The sequence below is a fragment of the Pedobacter sp. CG_S7 genome (assembly GCF_040544395.1).
In the GTDB taxonomy this organism is placed as follows: Bacteria; Bacteroidota; Bacteroidia; order Sphingobacteriales; family Sphingobacteriaceae; genus Pedobacter.
In genome coordinates, this window is sequence record NZ_JBEONS010000003.1 from 174,049 (window position 1) to 193,631 (window position 19,583).

Annotated in this window: 14 protein-coding genes, 5 tRNA genes and 1 riboswitch; of the genes, 12 read left to right on the forward strand and 7 right to left on the reverse strand. The window is 38.6% G+C overall.

Features of this window, described 5'->3' with window-relative positions:
- Window positions 1–74 precede the first annotated feature (74 nt).
- The 3 genes from thrA to thrC are packed head-to-tail and all read left to right on the forward strand — an operon-like array spanning window position 75 to window position 4,792.
- Window positions 75–2,522, forward strand: a complete 2,448-nt coding sequence (gene thrA / locus AAKU52_RS03685) for a bifunctional aspartate kinase/homoserine dehydrogenase I (protein WP_354330361.1) — start codon at window positions 75–77, stop codon at window positions 2,520–2,522.
- A complete protein-coding gene (locus AAKU52_RS03690) occupies window positions 2,519–3,454 on the forward strand; it encodes a homoserine kinase (protein ID WP_354330363.1) in 936 nt (311 codons plus the stop codon). The genes thrA and AAKU52_RS03690 overlap by 4 nt, the downstream gene beginning before the upstream one ends.
- Before the next feature lie 30 nt (window positions 3,455–3,484).
- Window positions 3,485–4,792 (forward strand): threonine synthase, encoded by a 1,308-nt coding sequence (gene thrC, locus AAKU52_RS03695; RefSeq protein WP_354330365.1) that lies wholly within the window; start codon window positions 3,485–3,487, stop codon window positions 4,790–4,792.
- Window positions 4,793–4,868: 76 nt separating this feature from the next.
- Here the strand turns inward: thrC and AAKU52_RS03700 are convergent, their stop codons facing one another.
- From AAKU52_RS03700 to murQ, 5 genes are all read right to left on the reverse strand, one after another.
- A complete protein-coding gene (locus tag AAKU52_RS03700; protein WP_354330367.1) occupies window positions 4,869–5,825 on the reverse strand; it encodes a methylenetetrahydrofolate reductase in 957 nt (318 codons plus the stop codon).
- Window positions 5,826–5,884: 59 nt separating this feature from the next.
- A complete protein-coding gene (metH, locus tag AAKU52_RS03705) occupies window positions 5,885–9,547 on the reverse strand; it encodes a methionine synthase (RefSeq protein WP_354330369.1) in 3,663 nt (1,220 codons plus the stop codon).
- Window positions 9,548–9,657: 110 nt separating this feature from the next.
- Window positions 9,658–9,768: riboswitch (SAM riboswitch) on the reverse strand.
- A gap of 113 nt (window positions 9,769–9,881) precedes the next feature.
- Complete coding sequence (locus AAKU52_RS03710) at window positions 9,882–10,646, reverse strand: Bax inhibitor-1/YccA family protein (RefSeq protein ID WP_354330371.1); 765 nt, start codon at window positions 10,644–10,646, stop codon at window positions 9,882–9,884.
- Window positions 10,647–10,696: 50 nt separating this feature from the next.
- Window positions 10,697–11,266, reverse strand: a complete 570-nt coding sequence (locus AAKU52_RS03715) for a hypothetical protein (RefSeq protein WP_354330373.1) — start codon at window positions 11,264–11,266, stop codon at window positions 10,697–10,699.
- A 15-nt stretch (window positions 11,267–11,281) separates the two neighbouring features.
- Window positions 11,282–12,088 (reverse strand): N-acetylmuramic acid 6-phosphate etherase, encoded by an 807-nt coding sequence (gene murQ / locus AAKU52_RS03720; RefSeq protein WP_354330375.1) that lies wholly within the window; start codon window positions 12,086–12,088, stop codon window positions 11,282–11,284.
- A 151-nt stretch (window positions 12,089–12,239) separates the two neighbouring features.
- Here murQ and AAKU52_RS03725 point away from each other — a divergent pair, with 151 nt between their 5' ends.
- On the forward strand, window positions 12,240–13,847 hold the full coding sequence (locus AAKU52_RS03725; protein WP_354330377.1) for a S41 family peptidase: 1,608 nt from the start codon (window positions 12,240–12,242) through the stop codon (window positions 13,845–13,847).
- Window positions 13,848–13,851: 4 nt separating this feature from the next.
- Here the strand turns inward: AAKU52_RS03725 and der are convergent, their stop codons facing one another.
- Window positions 13,852–15,153 carry a ribosome biogenesis GTPase Der gene (gene der, locus AAKU52_RS03730; RefSeq protein WP_354330379.1) on the reverse strand — a complete coding sequence of 434 codons (1,302 nt, stop codon included), beginning with the start codon at window positions 15,151–15,153 and terminating at the stop codon, window positions 13,852–13,854.
- Between the two features lie 46 nt (window positions 15,154–15,199).
- On the reverse strand, window positions 15,200–16,078 hold the full coding sequence (era, locus tag AAKU52_RS03735; protein ID WP_354330381.1) for a GTPase Era: 879 nt from the start codon (window positions 16,076–16,078) through the stop codon (window positions 15,200–15,202).
- A 110-nt stretch (window positions 16,079–16,188) separates the two neighbouring features.
- Between era and AAKU52_RS03740 the strand changes: the two genes are divergently transcribed.
- The 8 genes from AAKU52_RS03740 to AAKU52_RS03775 all read left to right on the forward strand — a co-directional run bounded on the left by AAKU52_RS03740 (window position 16,189) and on the right by AAKU52_RS03775 (window position 19,511).
- Window positions 16,189–16,261, forward strand: a tRNA-Met gene (locus AAKU52_RS03740).
- Between the two features lie 38 nt (window positions 16,262–16,299).
- Window positions 16,300–16,371, forward strand: a tRNA-Glu gene (locus AAKU52_RS03745).
- Between the two features lie 52 nt (window positions 16,372–16,423).
- A tRNA-Met gene (locus AAKU52_RS03750) sits at window positions 16,424–16,499 on the forward strand.
- Window positions 16,500–16,557: 58 nt separating this feature from the next.
- Window positions 16,558–16,630, forward strand: a tRNA-Met gene (locus tag AAKU52_RS03755).
- A 38-nt stretch (window positions 16,631–16,668) separates the two neighbouring features.
- Window positions 16,669–16,740 (forward strand) — tRNA-Glu (locus AAKU52_RS03760).
- A 248-nt stretch (window positions 16,741–16,988) separates the two neighbouring features.
- Window positions 16,989–18,170 (forward strand): PQQ-dependent sugar dehydrogenase, encoded by a 1,182-nt coding sequence (locus tag AAKU52_RS03765; RefSeq protein WP_354330383.1) that lies wholly within the window; start codon window positions 16,989–16,991, stop codon window positions 18,168–18,170.
- Between the two features lie 57 nt (window positions 18,171–18,227).
- On the forward strand, window positions 18,228–18,635 hold the full coding sequence (locus tag AAKU52_RS03770; RefSeq protein ID WP_354330385.1) for a c-type cytochrome: 408 nt from the start codon (window positions 18,228–18,230) through the stop codon (window positions 18,633–18,635).
- 360 nt (window positions 18,636–18,995) lie between these two features.
- Window positions 18,996–19,511, forward strand: coding sequence for a hypothetical protein (locus AAKU52_RS03775; protein WP_354330387.1), 516 nt, complete (start codon window positions 18,996–18,998; stop codon window positions 19,509–19,511).
- The last annotated feature ends 72 nt before the right edge of the window (window positions 19,512–19,583 follow it).

Sequence of the window (19,583 nt, forward strand, 5' to 3'; positions counted from 1 at the left end):
AAAATATTATAAATTGTAACCACAAAAAGCGCCTTCCTCTAAACAGGGAGGCGCTTTTTTTTTAATCTAAGAACATGAACATTTTAAAATTTGGCGGCACATCGGTAGGATCAGCCAAAAGCATCAGCGCTTTGCTGGACATCGTTGAAGAATCACGCAAGAAGGAAGATTGTATTATTGTACTATCTGCCATGAGTGGTGTTACCAATCTTTTATTGGAAATGGCCGAGCGGGCCCAGCTTGGGGAAGATTATATGGCACCATTGTTAGCTATTGAGGAGAAGCATTTTGAAATAATACGTGCTTTGTTACCTGCATCAGCTCAAAATCCAGTATTCACTAAACTTAAAATATACTTCAATGAATTGGAGGACATTTTACAGGCTGTTTTAAATATACAGGAGTTAACTGCGCAAACCAAAGATTTGATTTTAAGCTATGGTGAACGCTGCTCTACTTTTATGGTGAGTCACATTGCGAAACAAAAATTTGCAGATGTGGAAGCTGTAGATGGTGCACAGCTGATTAAAACCGACAGTAATTTCGGGCAAGCCAAAGTAGACATGGACTTGAGTGAATTGCTAATCAGTGATTTCTATGCTGCTCATACAGGGAAATTACTTTTCGTTACCGGTTTTATTTCTAGTAACGAGGCTGGGCGGGTAACCACACTTGGTAGGGGTGGTAGTGATTATACAGCTGCTATATGGGGTTCTGCATTGAATGCTGGAGAGATACAAATTTGGACAGATGTTAATGGCATGCTTACTGCTGATCCGAGGATAGTAGAAAAAGCTTTTTCATTGCCAGAACTAAGTTATACTGAGGCTATGGAGCTTTCTTATTTTGGTGCAAAAGTCATATACCCACCGACCATGACACCTGCCTTTTTAAAAAAAATACCAATTGTTATTAAAAATACGTTTGATGCAGCATTTGCGGGAACCTACATCCGCCATGATGTTAAACACTCGGAGCTTCCTATAAAAGGTATATCCTCAATTGATGAAATTAGTATTCTGAATCTTTCTGGAAGTGGTATGGTTGGTAAAACCGGGTTTAGCGGTCGCTTATTTTCATTGTTATCCAGAGAGCAGATCAATGTGGTCCTCATTACGCAATCCTCTTCAGAACATAGCATCACTTTCGCAGTAAATCCTGCAGATGCCATTAAAGCCTTAAATTTAATCAGCAAAGAGTTTGAGTTAGAGTTACAAGCTAAGAAATTGGAATATCCTCAAGTGGAGAATGAACTTTCTGTGTTGGCTATCGTAGGGGAAAATATGAAACACACACCTGGTATATCAGCCAGGTTGTTTAATGCCCTTGGACGAAATGGTGTCAACGTCCGGGCAATTGCTCAAGGTTCTTCAGAATACAATATTTCTGTTATTCTATCTAAATCGGATCTTTCTAAAGCGGTTAATGCCGTACACGATGCCTTTTATGAAGACCTAAAGAAAACTTTGAATATCTTTTGTCTGGGTACAGGCAACATTGGAAAGGAATTGTTTAAACAACTTGAAAAACAAATGCCTTTCCTTGCGGAAAATAATGACCTACAGGTAAAAGTTATGGGAATAAGCAATTCCAAGCAAATGTATCTCAGCGAAAAAGGTATAGCACTTGACAATTGGCAATTAAAGCTTGACGAACATGCAGAGCCAGCAGATTTAAAGTTGTTTGTGAAGAAAATGAAAGCCATGAATTTACCAAACTGTGTATTTGTGGACAATACGGCCAGCGTTAATCCAGTAAATTATTATAAGGAAATTTTGGAAGGAAGCATTTCTATTGTTACTTGTAATAAAATTGGTAATTCTGCAGATTATGAACAGTATTGTGCGTTCAAAAAGGCAGCAAGAAAGTATAGTGTAGATTTTTATTATGAAACTAATGTAGGTGCCGGACTACCAATTATCCGTACGCTGAAAGACCTGATGATGAGTGGGGATAAAGTTGCCAAAATAGAAGCTATCCTGTCGGGTACTATCTCTTATATTTTTAATAATTTTAAGGGAGAACGGCTTTTTCACACTGTAGTTAAAGAGGCTCAGGAGTTGGGTTATACCGAGCCTGATCCACGGGATGATTTGAATGGTAAAGACTTTATGCGTAAAATGTTGATTCTTGCGCGTGATGCTGGTTATGCCATGGAAGAACAAGATATTTCTATAGAAAGTATGTTACCTCCAGCTTGTTTAGCTGCCAATTCTGTTACCGAATTTTATCAGGAACTCGAAAACAATGCTGCTTATTTTGAAAATATGAAAACTCAAGCAGCAAATCACCAACAGGTGCTTCGCTATATTGGAAAACTGGAAGATGGTAAAGTGGAAATTACTTTACAAATGGTAGATGAAAGTCATCCGTTTTTTGCACTATCAGGTAGCGACAATATTATTTCATTTACGACCGACCGTTATAAAGATAGGCCATTGGTAGTTAAAGGGCCTGGTGCAGGTGCAGAAGTTACTGCTGCCGGTGTTTTTGCTGATATTATTAATGTAGGTAAGAAATGAGGAATTCTGTAAAAGTTTTTGCACCGGCTACGGTAGCCAATGTAGTTTGTGGATTTGATGTGCTGGGTTTTGCCGTGAATGCCCCTGGTGATGAGGTAGTGATGCATTTAACAGATAAACCAGGTGTTTTTATTTCTAAAATAACAGGTGATGATGGCCGTTTGCCATTAGATCCGTTTAAAAATACAGTGAGTGCCAGTGTGCAGCATTACTTGCAGCATATTGGTAGAAATGATGTGGGTGTAAGTATTGAATTGCACAAGAAAATGCCAATTGGTAGTGGTTTAGGTTCTAGTTCTGCTAGTACGGTAGCTGGGTTGTTTGCGGTTAATACACTAATGGATAATCTGTTAACTAATAAAGAGTTGGTTCCGTTTGCGATGAAAGGAGAGGAGCTCGCTTGCGGTTATGGCCATGCAGATAATGTTGCCCCGGCATTGCTTGGTGGTTTTGTGCTCATTAGAAGTTATGAACCTTTGGATGTAATTAGTCTACCTTTCCCAGAAGAACTCTACGCTGCCATTGTTTATCCAGAAGTAGATGTGCCAACAAAAGATGCAAGGCAAATGATCCGCTCTAAAGTCTTGTTGAAAAATGCGGTGACCCAGTGGGGGAACGTTGCAGGCTTAGTGAGTGGTTTGTTTTTAAAAGATTATGATTTAATTGGCAGGAGTATGGTGGATGTTCTTGTGGAACCTACCAGGTCAATCTTGATTCCTGATTTTTATAAAATGAGGTGTTTAGCAATGGAAAAAGGTGCAATTGGCTTTGGTATCTCAGGCTCAGGTCCTTCAGTATTTGCCCTAACCAAAGATGAAAGTACCGCCCATGCAATTACACAAGTATTACAGCAACAACTAAAGGGCATCAATATCAATAGTCTGGCCTTTGTTTCACCTGTAAACAAACAAGGGCCAGTAATACTTGATTAACGTTTTTATATCAACTTTAGTAAAATAACCATGAAATTATACAGCACCAATAACCATCAAATAAATGTTGCCTTTCCAGAGGCGGTATTTAACAGCATGCCCCAAGATAAAGGGTTATATATGCCTGATCATATTCCTACATTGGATGCCGAATTTTTGAGTCACATCGGCGATTATAGTTTGCCGGAAATAGCCTTTAAAGTTGCTTCTGCGCTTTTAGGCGATGCCATTCCTGAGGGAGATTTAAAGCTCCTGGTTGAAGATGCTATCAATTTTGATGCACCTGCAAAGCGCCTTGATAAAAATACTTATGTATTGGAGTTATTCCATGGGCCTTCGCTAGCTTTTAAAGATTTCGGTGCCCGTTTTATGAGTAGGGTGATGGCTTATTTCTTAAATGACGATGAACAAATGTTGGATGTGCTAGTGGCAACTTCTGGCGACACTGGTGGTGCAGTAGCACTTGGGTTTTTAGGCGTGCCAAATACCCGGGTTACTATTTTGTATCCTGTAGGAAAGGTAAGCGAGATCCAGGAATTACAGCTGTGCACCAACGGACAAAACATTCACGCTATAGCAATAGATGGAACTTTTGATGATTGCCAGCACTTAGTGAAACAAGCTTTTTCCGATGTAGAATTAAGCACAAAAAGAAGGCTTACTTCAGCAAATTCTATCAATATCTCTAGGTTAATACCGCAGACTTTTTATTATTTTTATGCTTATGCACAAATGGTAAAACAGGGGAAAACGGAGGTAGTGTTTTCTGTTCCAAGTGGTAATTTTGGTAATCTTGCTGCAGGCCTGATGGCCAGTAAAATGGGCTTGCCTGTAAAACAATTTATAGCAGCTACAAATGCAAATGATACTGTTCCCCGATACCTGGAGACTGGTATTTATGAAACCAAACCTTCTGTACAAACCTATGCCAATGCAATGGATGTTGGCGCTCCAAGTAATTGGGTTCGTATTATGGATCTATTTGGTCAGGATCGTTCAGTAGTTCAAAAGTTAGTGAAAGGTTATACTTATAATGATGAGCAAACACTTCATGCTATCGAGTCTATCTATAAGAGATATAACTATGTAGCTTGTCCGCATACTGCAATTGCCTGGTTGGCATTAGAAGAATATACTGCGGCACAACCTAATGAAGATTTTGCCGGTGTATTCCTCTCTACAGCCCACCCATGTAAGTTTCCAGCGATTTTTCCCATTGAAATAGCTGGGGATATAGAAATGCCCGAACAAGTATTGGAGATGAATTCAAAAGTAAAGCAAGCTGTTGCTATGGAAGCAGACTTTGAAACTTTTAAAGCTTATTTGTTAAACCTTTAAGGGTTTAGCAAATAAGCTTTGTTGATATAGTTTTTATTTATAATGTTTTAAGAATAAATAGTTTGTTATTTTATGCTTAAAATAAAGCTTCTGCAATTCTTTTAGTCGGACCGGAATTTCCCATGGTGTAAAAGTGTAACACGGGTGCACCTAATTCTTTTAATCCCTTACATTGTTCGATCATCCACTCAATACCTACTTCTTTAACGTCTTTTTCTGATTTACAGGCTGAGATGGCTTCGCTCAATTCCATTGGGATATCTAAATGAAAAGTCTTTGGCAGACTAATCAGCTGCTTACTGCCGGTAATGGGTTTTAAGCCTGGAATAATGGGAACGTTAATGCCATTCTCCCGGCATTTATTAACAAACCTTTTGTATTTCTCATTGTCGTAAAACATTTGGGTTACTATGAATTCAGCACCCATGTCTACTTTTAATTTCAGGTATTTAAAATCGGTATGTAGGTTTGGAGCCTCAAAATGTTTCTCAGGATAGCCAGCTACGCCAATACAGAAGTCAGTCTTTTCAGAATTATCAATATCCTCATGCAGGTATTTACCATTGTTCATATCTATTACATGTTGAACAAGATCAGAGGCAAAAGAATGGCCCTCAGGAGTGGGTATAAAAGAACTGTCGCTTTTTCTGGCATCACCACGTAGCACGAGCACGTTGTCGATGCCCAGGAACTGCAAGTCGATTAATGCATTTTCAGTTTCATTCTTTGTGAATCCTCCGCAAATTAAATGAGGCACGGCATCCACTTTATATTTGTTCATGATAGCGGCGCAGGTTGCTACCGTACTTGGGCGTTTGCGGTAGGCCACTTTTTCTAAAAGACCATTTGGATGTTGTTTATAAATATAGTCTTCCCGTAGGTACGTAACATCAATAAATGGTGGGTTAAATTCCATTAATGGATCAATGGCATCGAATATACCCTGGATACTTTGTCCTTTTACCGGGGGTAATAATTCAAAGGAAAATAAAGTTTTTCCTTTCGCAGATTCAATATGGTCTTTTATCTTCATGTTTGGTTATCTAATTTACGCTCTATGCGACAGGCATTTTCAAAGAGCAGTATGGTTTATTAATAAGCTAAATTCGGGCTAAGCCACTTCTCTGCTTCCTCTATTGAAAGGTTTTTACGGACCGCATAATCAGTAACCTGGTCTTTGGTGATTTTACCAAGACCAAAATACCGAGACTCTGGATGGGCGAAATAAAAACCACTTACTGCTGCGGTTGGATACATGGCAAAGCTCTCCGTCAGTTTTAGCCCAATTTCCTGCTCTGCATTTAGCAATTCAAATAAAGTAGCTTTTTCGGTGTGATCAGGGCAAGCAGGGTATCCTGGAGCCGGGCGAATGCCAGCATATTCTTCCTTAATGAGTTCAACATTGCTTAATTCTTCTTCTTTCGCATAGCCCCAATATTCTTTACGTACTAGCTCATGCATTCTTTCGGCAAAGGCTTCAGCCAGGCGGTCTGCCAATGCTTTTACCATGATACTGTTGTAATCATCGTAGTCTCGTTCAAATTCTGCTACCATTTCATCACAACCAATACCAGTAGTCAAGGCGAAGCCTCCAAAATAATCTGCTTTACCAGTATCTTGCTGCGCCACAAAATCGGCTAAAGCATAGTAAGGCTCACCCGCTACTTTCTCGCTTTGCTGGCGCAGGGTATGTATAGTGACAGGTTGTTTTCCTGCAACGTCTAAAATAATGTCATCTCCATTAGCTTTTGCTGGCCAAAATCCGATAACGGCCTTTGCTTTTAAGCTTTTCTCTTTAACAATTTTCTTTAGTAGGATCTGTGCATCTTCAAAAAGTTTTGTTGCTTCTACACCAATCAATTTATCAGTTAATATTCTGGGGTAACTGCCTTTCAATTCCCAAGTATGGAAAAAAGGTGTCCAGTCTATATAGGGAACCAGTTCTGTTAAAGGGTAATCTTCAAAGATTTTTGTGCCTGTAAAGGCAGGTGCCGCGGCAATTTGTTCAGAATTGATTTGAAATTTATTGGCTCTGGCCTCCTCAATAGTTTTATAACGCTTATCAGAACGTTTATTTAAATGTGCTTCGCGGGCTTTATCGTACTCCTGTCTGATAGTATTGATATAAGCATTCCGGTTATCTTTGTTCATTAAAGTGCTGCATACAGTCACACTTCTGGAAGCATCCAGCACATGTATAGCTGGGCCTGAATAATGAGGAGCAACTTTAACTGCGGCATGGATTCTGGAAGTGGTGGCACCACCAATAATCAGGGGAATTGTAAATCCTTCCCTTTCCATTTCCTTTGCAAAATGAACCATTTCATCAAGTGATGGGGTAATTAAGCCACTCAAACCGATGATGTCTGCATTAATTTCCCGCGCCTTTTTAATGATTTCCTGTGCAGGAACCATCACTCCCATATCTATAATTTCAAAATTATTACAGGCCAAAACTACGCCAACAATGTTTTTACCAATATCGTGCACATCTCCTTTTACCGTAGCCATTAATACCCTTCCTGCGAATGAACTTGTGCTGCCATCTGGATTGTCTAGTTTCTCCTGTGCAATAAATGGGAGCAAATAAGCTACTGCCTTTTTCATTACCCGGGCAGATTTCACCACTTGCGGTAAGAACATTTTTCCTGAGCCAAATAAGTCGCCCACAATGTTCATCCCGTCCATTAAAGGGCCTTCAATCACGTGTATAGGTCTATCGTATTTTTGGCGGGCTTCTTCTACATCAGCATCCAGAAATTCTATAATCCCTTTGACGAGCGAATGAGATAGCCTTTTTTCTACCGTATCCTTGCGCCATTCTTCATCCTTTACCAGGACTTTTCCTTTTGATTTTACAGTTTCTGCATAATCTACGAGGCGTTCAGTAGCGTCATCCCTGCGGTTCAGCAAAACATCTTCCACATATTCCAACAATTCCTTAGGGATCTCCTCATAAACTTCGAGCATGCCGGCGTTTACAATCCCCATGTCAAGGCCAGCTTTAATAGCATGATACAAAAAGGCAGAATGCATGGCTTCTCTTACTGAATTGTTACCCCTGAAAGAGAAGGAAATATTAGATACACCTCCACTCACTTTGGCATAAGGAAGATTTTCCTTGATCCAGCGTGTAGCGTTTATAAAATCAACAGCATAATTATTATGTTCTTCCAACCCCGTTCCCACGGTTAAAATATTGGGATCAAATATGATGTCTTCTGCAGGGAAGCCTATTTCATTCACCAATAAGTCATAAGAACGTTTACAGATTGCTTTTCTTCTTTCAAAATTATCAGCCTGTCCTTTTTCATCAAAAGCCATAACGACTACAGCAGCACCATAAGACATGATCTTACGTGCACTTTCAAGGAACTTTTCTTCTCCTTCTTTCAGGGAAATAGAGTTTACAATCCCTTTTCCCTGCAAGCATTTTAAACCAGCTTCAATTACCGTCCATTTAGATGAATCAACCATGATGGGTAATTTTGAGATGTCGGGTTCAGAAGCAATAAGGTTTAGGAATTTAGTCATTGCAGCTTCAGAATCAATCATTCCTTCATCCATGTTTACATCGATAATTTGTGCACCACCCTCCACTTGTTGCCTGGCAACGGTAAGCGCAGCCTCAAAATCGCCACTTAGAATAAGTTTAGAGAATTTTGGCGAACCTGTGATGTTAGTCCTTTCGCCGATGTTAACAAAGATACTTTCTGGGGTAACCGTAACAGCTTCTAAACCACTTAAGCGCAGGTAACGCTCCGGGCTTGGTATTTTTCTAGCTTTAAGGTTTTTTGCTTTTTTAACAATGCAGGCAATGTGATCTGGTGTAGTACCACAACAGCCACCTACGATATTCACAAAACCATGCTCCATAAAATCTTCCACGAGGTGTGCAGTTTCATGAGGTGTTTCATCATAGGCTCCAAATTCATTAGGCAAGCCAGCGTTAGGATAGGCCGACACATAGCAATTTGCTTTTGCAGCAAGTTCTTCGATATGCGGTCGCATATCTTTGGCGCCCAAAGCACAGTTGAAGCCTATGCTTAAGGGTTTAGCGTGAATGATGGAGTTTAAAAAGGCTTCTACTGTTTGGCCGGAAAGCGTTCTGCCGGAGGCATCAGTGATTGTGCCGGAGATCATTATCTCAATTTTACGACCAATTTCCTGCTCGTATTTTTTTACGGCGAATATTGCTGCTTTAGCATTCAGGGTATCGAAGATAGTTTCAATTAACAGCACATCAGCACCGCCATCAACAAGTCCTTTAACCTGTTGAAAGTAAGCGTCTTCCAATTCGTCAAAAGTTAAGGCCCTATAACCAGGGTCATTTACGTCTGGTGAAATGGATAACGTTCTATTGGTAGGTCCCACAGCCCCTGCTACAAAGCATTTACGGTCTGGATGCGCAGCCATAAATTCAGTAACGGCTTCTTTTGCAATTTTTGATCCTGCAAAGCTCATTTCATAATCCAGTGTTTCCATCTGGTAATCAGCTAAGGATATTCTTTGCGTACTGAAGGTGTTCGTTTCAATGATATCTGCTCCTGCGGCTAAATATTCGAGGTGAATAGATTTTATGATATCGGGGCGAGTGAGGTTAAGGAGGTCATTATTGCCTTTAACATCACAAGGGTGATTTTTAAAGCGCTCACCTCTAAAATCCTCTTCTGTTAATACATGCCGCTGTATCATAGTACCCATTGCGCCATCTATAATTAAAATTCGTTTTTCCAGTTCTTCTTTGATACTCATGCTTTGTCTTTTTTAAGAGTAGGGTGATCCCACAGGATGATTTGACATCACCTAAAGAGGGGGTTACGATACAAAAAAGCTTATTCGGGATTCCGGTAAGGAGTCGATTCAACTTATCTTTCCGAAACGATTTTAAGCCGTTTCAGTAGAATGTAGCACCTTGTAAGCACAGGTTGCTAAGACATCGCAGGGTCTAATCCCTCCGTCTTTCTCTATAAGCTTTACAAAAGTGCAATAAAGAAAAATGATTTCCAAAGAAAACATCATGAAACCTAATAAAATTGCAAAGGCCACGCAAAATTGCATGGCCTTCCAAATTATATTCTGAATAATGTTATTTTCTACTTCCGAATATTCTTAATAAGAAAAGGAAAATATTGATGAAATCAAGGTATAGAGATAGGGCGCCCATGATTGCCAGTTTTTTACTGTCTGTTGCTGCAATTTGGTCACCATTTTCTTCAATTCCTTCTCCAATGCGTTTTAACTTTTGCACATCATAAGCTGTTAATGCAGTGAAGATGGCTACACCAAAGAAACTCATGATGTAATCAAATTGTGAGCTGCCAATAAACATATTGACTATACTTGCGATTACCAAGCCAACTACGCCAACCATTAATATTGGTCCGAATTTACTTAAATCTGTATTTGTGGTATAGCCTAAAACTGCCATGATGCCAAAAATACCTGCTGCAGCAGCAAAACAAGCGACTACAGATCCTAATTGATAGGTTAATAGGATGAAGCTTAAACTTACGCCGGTTAAGACAGCATAAAGGATGAATACCCCAAGCAGGGCATTGTAAGAAAGTTTACTTAAACCTGTACTCATTAAAAGAACCAGTCCAAGCGGGGCGAACATCGCAATATAACCCAATATAGTCATTCCGGTACGTTGACCATCTGCATTGTATTTTACTAAATAATCCATAGCTGCTGGAGTGTTAGCCATATATAAAGCTGCTAAAGTTGATAAACCCAGGGCAATGAACATCCATAAGAAAACATTTGCAAAAAATCTTTTTGCAACCATTCCTTTTTCATCCTGAACAATTTCAGGTCTTTGCACCCAGTTGAAATTATTGTTGTTATCCATTTGTTTTTTAATTTTATTTAAAGATAATGATTGTTTTGTACTTACAAAAGCTATGCCCCTAGTCTTTTTGTCAGGATTTCTTCAACTTTCTTGAAAATTTGTAAGGGTTTTAAGGTTCTCCATGCCAATTCGTCTAATAATCCGCCGAAATTTATATAATAGTCAATATTACTTTCTCGGAATTCATCAATCACATGTGCGTTGAAATTGATCCCGCAGATCCAGCCATCTTCCACATCCTGAAACCACTCTTCATAATAACTATCTTCCGAGGAATGAAAATTAAGTACATTTTCACCTATCAAAATAAATTTGTTAATACCCTCGTCAATCATCAATTCCAGGATTTCCCGCTTCAGTAGCATGATGTCATTATTAATGGCATCATTCCATTCGCCCATAAATTCGATGATGGCATAATTACTATCGTAGTCAACATAAAGTACCTTTAAATACAATGTATTAGAACCAAAATCATCCCATTGCGGGTGTATTAAAAAGTTATATAATTGTTTATCAAAATAGAACTCTGAATACTCTGTATTATAAAAAGGGGAACGCTCGTCTTCTGCAGCGATGTAATCATCCCTCCATTGATAATAAGGTTCTATTTCGTGCATAAGCTTTATCTTTTTTTATTGTCCGGCTGCTTCAATCGCTTTACGTACACTTCCATAACGCATAAGCAGGTCTTCTGCATGGTCATGATTAATGTTTAGTGCTGCCATTATCATTTGTGCTCCTCTGTCTACCAATTTATGATTTGTTAACTGCATGTCCACCATTTTATTGCCTTTAATTTTGCCTAACCTGATCATGACAGTGGTGCTGAGCATGTTCAGTACTAATTTTTGAGCTGTCCCAGATTTCATACGTGTAGAGCCTGTCAGAAATTCTGGGCCTACAACCACTTCAACTGGAAAATCACTTTCTTCAGCAATAGGGCCTCCTTCATTGCAAACAATGCAGCCTGTCAAAATACCATGTTTACGGGCGGTATTTAAGCCACCAACAACATAAGGGGTTGTTCCAGATGCAGCCAGCCCAATAAGGCTATCTTTTTCATTGATTTGGTATTCTTGTAAATCGACCCAGGCTTGTTTAGAATCATCTTCTGCATTTTCGACAGCTTTCCTGATGGCTATATCACCTCCGGCAATAATTCCAACTACAAAATCAAAAGGAACACCAAATGTTGGAGGGCATTCTGAGGCGTCAACCACACCTAGTCGACCGCTGGTGCCTGCACCTATATAAAAAAGGCGACCTCCGTTTTGCATACGTTCAGAGACAGCAGTAGCTAATTTTTCAATTTGTGGAATTGATTTTTCTACGGCTAGTGGAACAGTCTTGTCTTCCTGGTTAATCCCTTTTAAAATTTCAAGGACAGACATCTTGTCTATATCATTATACCTGGATTCTTGTTCGGTGACTCTTATCATATACAGTTTTTTGCTAAATTTCGTTAATTTCTTTCTAAATTAGAAATCGTAATATAAATCTGCAAATATAATGTTTAAATTTTTTAAATTCATAAGGCTAGTTTAGGTTAAATAACTTGGTTATTTCATAGCTTTGTGCAACAGCTGTTAAATGAATAAATATACCCGTCAAAATCTACTTATTGCACTCACTTATTCAGTAACTTTAATAGGTGGAATGTTTCTTGGTTATAAGTTTCTGAAAGATCAGGGCTATCAACTTTCAAAGCCTGTTGTTCAGGGCTTTAACAACACGGAAAAGGTAGATGAAATTATTCACCTTATCGATAGAAATTATGTTGATGAGGTCAATACAGATACTTTATATCATTTACCAATTGACAGTATCTTACATCAGCTGGATCCTCACAGTATGTACTTACCCCCAAAAGAGGCTAATGAACAAATGGAAATGCTGGAGGGAAATTTTCAGGGTATTGGTGTTGAATATTATGTGCTGAATGATACGCTGCTGGTGACTAGTGTAGTTATGTCTGGTCCGGCCTATAATTCTGGTATAAAACCAGGTGATAGGATACTTAAAATAGATGATTTTTTTGTTAGCGGAATGCATTTGCCAAAAGAGCAGATGATAGGTAAAATTAAGGGTGAAAAAGGAACTCCGGTACGTTTAGTGGTGCTCCGCCCGGGCGTTACTCAGCCCCTGGTCTTAAAAATAAAAAGAAGCAATGTTTTAGTGAGTAGTATTGATGCTTCTTATATGCTAAATGAAAATATGGGGTATATCCGTATTAGTAAATTTGGCGCAAATACCGATGTTAATTTTACGGATTCCTTAAAAGTATTGAAGTCACTGGGCATGACCAAGCTTGTTCTTGATTTAAGGGATAACGGTGGAGGATACTTGAGTGCAGCGACAGGTTTAGCTAACCAGATTCTTGCAGAAAACAAACTGATTGTATACACTGAGGGAAAACATGAGCCCAGAACAGATTATATTGCAACGGGTGGGGGGATGTTTGAACATGGTAAGTTGGCTATCCTAATTAATGAACATACCGCTTCGGCAAGTGAAATTCTAGCTGGTGCAGTACAAGATCTCGATAGAGGCATCATTATTGGTCGCCGCTCTTTTGGTAAAGGACTCGTACAAGAGCAATTTGCTTTTGGAGATGGTTCTGCACTTAATTTAACTATAGCAAGGTATTACACGCCATTGGGGCGCAGTATACAGAAATCTTATAAAGATGGGTATAAGGCTTATCAAAACGAGTTGGAAGAGCGCTTTAATGATGGAGAGCTAACGGATAAAAAACAAAAAGCTAAGGATAGCCTGAAGAAAAATGTAGCCTTTATAACAGGTGCTGGGAAAAAGGTGTTTGGCGGTGGCGGTATTCATCCTGATGTGTTTGTGAAATTGGATACGCTTGGCCTTAATCAATTTTACCACAAGTTGATTTCACAAAAGTTGTTGTTTGATTTTGTCTTTGATGTTTTGGGCAGCAGATATACCAGCAATTATCTAGAACAAAATATGGGTACTTTTAACGTTAGTCCGATAGACTTTCATTCTTTCGTAAAATACTTGGAACGCAAAAAGGTCATTATAGACAAACAGCAGCTTAATGCAGCAAAACCGTTGATTTATAATGACCTGAGGGTACTTTTATATAAGTATCATTTGGGAGATTCGGGCTATTACAGAGCCCTAAACCAATATGATAATATGATAAAGCAGGCTATAGTAAGCCTGCAGTAATCATTTATTTTTGTCTAAAATAGATTTGGATTGGCACGCCTTTAAAATCAAAATGCTCTCTTAATTTGTTTTCAATAAAGCGTTTATAAGGTTCCTTAATGTACTGTGGTAAATTGCAGAAGAAGGCAAACATGGGCGAGGTTGCATTAATTTGTGTGGCATACTTCACTTTGATGTATTTACCCTTCATGGATGGTGGTGGATAGTTTTCAATGATAGGCAACATCACATCATTTAATTTGGAGGTTGGAACTTTCTTAGCCCTGTTTTTATAAACTTCTAAAGCAGTTTCAATGGCTTGAAAAATACGTTGTTTGTTCAAAACTGAAACGAAAACGATGGGCACATCAGTGAAAGGCTGTAGTTTTGTGCGGATCTGCTCTTCAAAAACTTTAACCGTTTGGTTGTTCTTTTCAATCAAATCCCATTTGTTTACTAAAATCACGATTCCTTTTTTGTTCTTTTCTGCAAGGTGGAAGATATTGACATCCTGAGATTCCAGGCCTTCAACAGCATCAACCATCAAGAGAACCACGTCTGCTTCTTCCAAAGCTTTAATGGTACGCATCACAGAGTAAAACTCAATATTTTCTTTTACTTTAGTTTTTTTACGCAATCCGGCAGTATCAATAAACATGAATTCATGCCCGAATTGGTTATAATGGATGTGGATTGAATCTCTTGTTGTTCCGGCAATTGGGGTTACGATATTTCTTTCTTTACCAATTAAAGCGTTAATTAAAGATGATTTTCCAACATTAGGACGACCAACGATTGTTAGTTTAGGCAAGGCATTTTCTTCTTCCGGAATATCTTCAAAATGCTTGATGACATCATCCAGTAGATCTCCCGTTCCAGAACCGGTCATGGAAGAGATAGAATAAATCTCTCCTAAGCCAAAGTTGTAAAACACGAAAGCTTCATTTTCTAGAGCAGTATTGTCAACTTTGTTAACAACAATAAAAACTGGTTTTTTGCTTCTTCTTAATAAAGCAGCAATTTCGTCGTCAAGATCTGTAATTCCAGTGGTTACATCTACCATAAATAATAAAACGGTAGCTTCTTCAATGGCAATAACAACCTGTTCACGGATGGCTGCCTCAAAAACATCTTCTGAATTTGCAACATAGCCTCCTGTGTCAATTACAGTAAAATTTTTGTCTGTCCACTCTGCTGAACCATAATGGCGGTCGCGGGTTACGCCACTAAAATCATCAACAATTGCTTTACGACTTTCAGTTAAGCGATTAAAAAGGGTAGATTTGCCTACGTTCGGTCTTCCGACGATTGCGATAATGTTACTCATATGTTTAGTGAATTGTATTAATTATTAAGGGGTTGCAAAGGTAGGTTTAATTTTCGTACCCGAAACTTTTTAAATAATTCTTTTTGCTGCGCCAATCTGGCAATACTTTAACAAAGGTTTCAAGGAAAACTTTCTGATCCAAAAATTTCTCAATATCCTTACGGGCTTCAGTTCCAACTTTTTTTAACATGGATCCGCCTTTTCCAATAAGAATGTTCTTTTGGGAGTCGCGTTCCACAATAATTTCTGCACTGATCCTGGTGATGTTCTCTTCTTCTTTAAAAGATTTGATGATCACTTCTGTGCTATAAGGGATTTCTTTTTGATAATTGTTGAAGATTTTCTCTCTGATGATTTCAGAAACGAAGAATTTTTGACTCCTGTCTGTCAATTCTTCTTTATCATAATAAGCAGGATGTTCTGGTATGAAGTCTAATATCATGCCTAATATTCCATCAAGATTATATTTATGCAAAGCCGAAATAGCATATATATGTTTAGGGTTTAACTTTTCCTGCCAATAGGCAGTTTTTTCTTCCACTTCAGCTTGCGTGGCATTGTCAATCTTATTAATAAGAACCACCATAGGGATGGTTGTGTTAATAATCTTCTCCAGAACATCATTTTCATCATGCTCTTCATTAATATCAGTTACAAACAGCAGTAGGTCTGCATCAGACAATGCGCCTTTCACAGAATTCATCATTGAATCCTGTAATCCGTAACGCGGTTTTATGATACCCGGCGTGTCGGAAAAAACGATTTGATAGGCTTCCTCATTAACAATTCCTAGAATACGGTGACGAGTAGTTTGGGCTTTCGGAGTAATAATAGAAAGCTTTTCACCCACCAAGGCATTCATTAACGTTGATTTGCCCACATTGGGCTTTCCTATTATACTTACAAAACCTGCTTTATGTGACATGAAAATAAATTTTAAAATAAACTTGCACCACAAAGAAACGAATTATATCTTTGCATTCCAATTCGGAGGAAGAGTTAAGGATTTGACAATAACTTTTAAATTGTATAAAGTGCGGGGTGGAGCAGTTGGTAGCTCGTCGGGCTCATAACCCGAAGGTCATCAGTTCGAGTCTGGTCCCCGCTACCTGAGAATTCGTAACAGTAATGTTATGGCAATTCAATGGCCCGTTCGTCTAGGGGTGAGGACGCCAGATTTTCATTCTGGAAACAGGGGTTCGATTCCCCTACGGGCTACAAAATGTAAGTAATGCACGCTTATATTTTTAATAGAATAGTGCATTTAAAGTGCGGGGTGGAGCAGTTGGTAGCTCGTCGGGCTCATAACCCGAAGGTCATCAGTTCGAGTCTGGTCCCCGCTACCAAGGATACAAAATGTAAGTTATGCATGCTTATGTTTTTAATAAAACAGTGCATATAAAGTGCGGGGTGGAGCAGTTGGTAGCTCGTCGGGCTCATAACCCGAAGGTCATCAGTTCGAGTCTGGTCCCCGCTACCTGAGAATTCATAACAGCAATGTTGTGGCAATTCAATGGCCCGCTCGTCTACCGGTTAGGACGTCAGATTTTCATTCTGGAAATAGGGGTTCGATTCCCCTGCGGGCTACATAAACCCACTTTACATAAGTAGAGTGGGTTTTTTTCTTTTTGAACAGTTAAACCTGCGTTCTGAAAGCTTTTATCTTTGCATAGAATTTTATTCCTATTTTCATCGGTGGATTAATAGCCGGGTAATCCTCATTGAAAATGATTTCTAAGACGTTTTGATGATAATAACTTTTCACTTAACTTTATGGTTGTTGAACCTGTATAATCAGGTGAGCTTTATTCTCTTTAAAAACATAAATACACTTTATGAAAACAAATAGTCCAATATTAAAATATGGCCTTTCCCTTTCTTTGGCAGGTCTATTGCTTACTTGCGCAGTGCTGCTGATGAGTAACAGGGAAATCAGTGATTTCCCTAATTCCCATAAAACCATAACAGAAGCAGATTTGAAACTGGAAACAGTTGTTACCGGATTAAATCTGCCATGGGCAACTGCTTTTCTTCCAGATGGAAGATTACTTGTCACTGAACGTGTTGGAAAACTCCGTCTTGTGAAAGATGGCGTTCTGGATCCTCAAGAAATTACCGGACTTCCAGCGATTTTGTTTAAAGGGCAGGGAGGTCTTCTTGATGTGGTGCTACATCCTGACTATCGATCAAACGGATTTATTTATATCAGTTATTCTTCTCCAAAGGCTGCTGGGGAAGAAGGTGATGAAGGTGGTGCCAATACTGCACTTCTTCGCGCAAAATTAAAAGACCATGCACTCACAGAAGTTCAGGTGCTGTATAAAGCGATGCCAAATGTAAAATCGTCGCCACACTTTGGCGGGCGTATAGTGTTTGATAAAAAAGGCTATGTCTTCTTATCCGTTGGTGAACGAGGACAAAAACAAAATTCACAAAACCTGGGTAAAATTCAAGGAAAAGTTGTTCGCCTGCATGATGATGGTAAAATACCTAGCGACAATCCTTTTGTGAAAACGGCAGGTGCGAAACCAGAAATATGGAGCTATGGTCACCGTAATCCTCAAGGAATGGTCATTCATCCAAAAACCGGTGTGATATGGGAGCATGAACATGGCCCTCAGGGAGGAGATGAATTAAACATTGTTCAGCGGGGTAAAAATTATGGCTGGCCACTGGTAACTTTTGGAATTGATTATGACAACAGCATTATTTCCAAAGATACTGCAGCAACCGGAATTGAACAACCCATAATTTACTGGAAGCCCTCTATTGCGCCATGCGGCATGACCTTTATTAACAGTAAAAAATTTAAAGATTGGAATGGAGATTTGCTTGTTGGATCGCTCAAATTTATGTACTTGCAACACCTGGTGGTAAGGGACAATAAAGTAGTAAAAAGAGAGATTATTTTTGAGAAAATCGGTAGGGTAAGAGATATTCGCCAGGGTCCTGATGGTAATATTTATGTGGTTCTGGAAAATTCAGGCAGTATTGTTCGTATTAGTCCAAAAGGCTAACCACTTTAATCATCGTATCACACTAGCAAAATATATTCTTCAATTCAATCAACGATTATGAAATTACTGCCAACATTATTTTGCGGAATTATTTTTAGTTTTTCCTTCCTAGCTAATCAGGACGCTGAACTGGATAAAAGCATTGAAAGGGGGAAAACGATCTATAAAGAGAGTTGTATTACTTGTCACATGGGGCAGGGAGAAGGTGTTTTAGGTGCTTTCCCTCCGCTTGCGAAAGCAGACTATCTCCTTAAAACACCAGAAAAGGCTATAAGTGCCATTAAATTTGGCTTGCAGGGCAAAATTGTAGTGAATTTAAAAGAATACGATAACATGATGCCAAACCCTGGATTGAGTAATGATGAGGTCGCAGATGTAATGAATTATATTCAAAACTCCTGGGGAAATACTTCTAACAAAAAGATGGTTACAGAAGAAATGGTTGAGGCGGTGAAATTAAAATAGTTTGCTAGTTACGCAACGATATTGTTACTGTATTTTTGTCCGTAGCAGTCTTGATTATAAATTAAATAACTTAATATTGATTTACCAAATCGTTTTAAAAATTGACTTAACGTTAATAAAAGTCAATTATTTATAATAATAGTGCATAAAAAACCGGTTTCTAACAACAAAAGTGTTTGATCCGGTTTTTTTTAAGCAAATAACTAAAACGTTTTAGTCATGTTAACCAATTATAAATTTGTTAAGGAACGATTGTATGCATTTGTGTGCTTTTTGGTTTTCTCGTTAACTACAGAAAAGCCAAATCAATCTTCAACATAACACTGGACTGATAAAGAAGTAAAATAAATACACATACAAATGAAAATCAACCTCTTAATTTTATTCGCGACAATTTTATTTAGTAGTAATTTGTCTGCACAAGAGCCCAACCTGGTTCAATATGTAAATACTTTGCAGGGTACTAATTCTAAACATGAATTAACAAGGGGAAATACCTATCCAACAACAGCCCTGCCTTTTGGTATGCATACCTGGACGCCGCAAACAGGGAGAAATGGTGATGGATGGAAATATCAATATTTTAAAGATAAAATCAGAGGCTTTCAGCAAGCGCATCAATGTAGTTCATGGACAAGAGATTATGCAGTGTTTTCTCTGTTTCCTGAGATTGATCAATTGGTTGTAAATGAAAATGACCGCGAAGAGAAGTTCTCTCATGCAGATGAAATTGCTAAGCCTCATTATTATAAAGTTAAGTTCGAAAATCAAATTACGACAGAGATTTCACCAACTGAAAGAGGTGCTCATATCCGTTTTAGCTATCCGAAAGGAAAAAAAAGCTTCCTGGTTTGTAACCACTCAGGTTCCCTCTAACTTACTTTACTGACCTGAAAAATCGTTTAAGGTGTTATTTTCTTTGGATTTTATTTTCAGAAAAAAGCGGGG

Excerpts from the sequence above, each read along its gene's own strand:
- thrA (WP_354330361.1), top strand. The coding sequence starts at position 75 with ATGAACATTTTAAAATTTGGCGGCACATCGGTAGGATCAGCCAAAAGC.
- AAKU52_RS03690 (WP_354330363.1), top strand. The coding sequence starts at position 2,519 with ATGAGGAATTCTGTAAAAGTTTTTGCACCGGCTACGGTAGCCAATGTA.
- thrC (WP_354330365.1), top strand. The coding sequence starts at position 3,485 with ATGAAATTATACAGCACCAATAACCATCAAATAAATGTTGCCTTTCCA.
- AAKU52_RS03700 (WP_354330367.1), bottom strand. The coding sequence starts at position 5,825 with ATGAAGATAAAAGACCATATTGAATCTGCGAAAGGAAAAACTTTATTT.
- metH (WP_354330369.1), bottom strand. The coding sequence starts at position 9,547 with ATGAGTATCAAAGAAGAACTGGAAAAACGAATTTTAATTATAGATGGC.
- AAKU52_RS03710 (WP_354330371.1), bottom strand. The coding sequence starts at position 10,646 with ATGGATAACAACAATAATTTCAACTGGGTGCAAAGACCTGAAATTGTT.
- AAKU52_RS03715 (WP_354330373.1), bottom strand. The coding sequence starts at position 11,266 with ATGCACGAAATAGAACCTTATTATCAATGGAGGGATGATTACATCGCT.
- murQ (WP_354330375.1), bottom strand. The coding sequence starts at position 12,088 with ATGATAAGAGTCACCGAACAAGAATCCAGGTATAATGATATAGACAAG.
- AAKU52_RS03725 (WP_354330377.1), top strand. The coding sequence starts at position 12,240 with ATGAATAAATATACCCGTCAAAATCTACTTATTGCACTCACTTATTCA.
- der (WP_354330379.1), bottom strand. The coding sequence starts at position 15,153 with ATGAGTAACATTATCGCAATCGTCGGAAGACCGAACGTAGGCAAATCT.
- era (WP_354330381.1), bottom strand. The coding sequence starts at position 16,078 with ATGTCACATAAAGCAGGTTTTGTAAGTATAATAGGAAAGCCCAATGTG.
- AAKU52_RS03765 (WP_354330383.1), top strand. The coding sequence starts at position 16,989 with ATGAAAACAAATAGTCCAATATTAAAATATGGCCTTTCCCTTTCTTTG.
- AAKU52_RS03770 (WP_354330385.1), top strand. The coding sequence starts at position 18,228 with ATGAAATTACTGCCAACATTATTTTGCGGAATTATTTTTAGTTTTTCC.
- AAKU52_RS03775 (WP_354330387.1), top strand. The coding sequence starts at position 18,996 with ATGAAAATCAACCTCTTAATTTTATTCGCGACAATTTTATTTAGTAGT.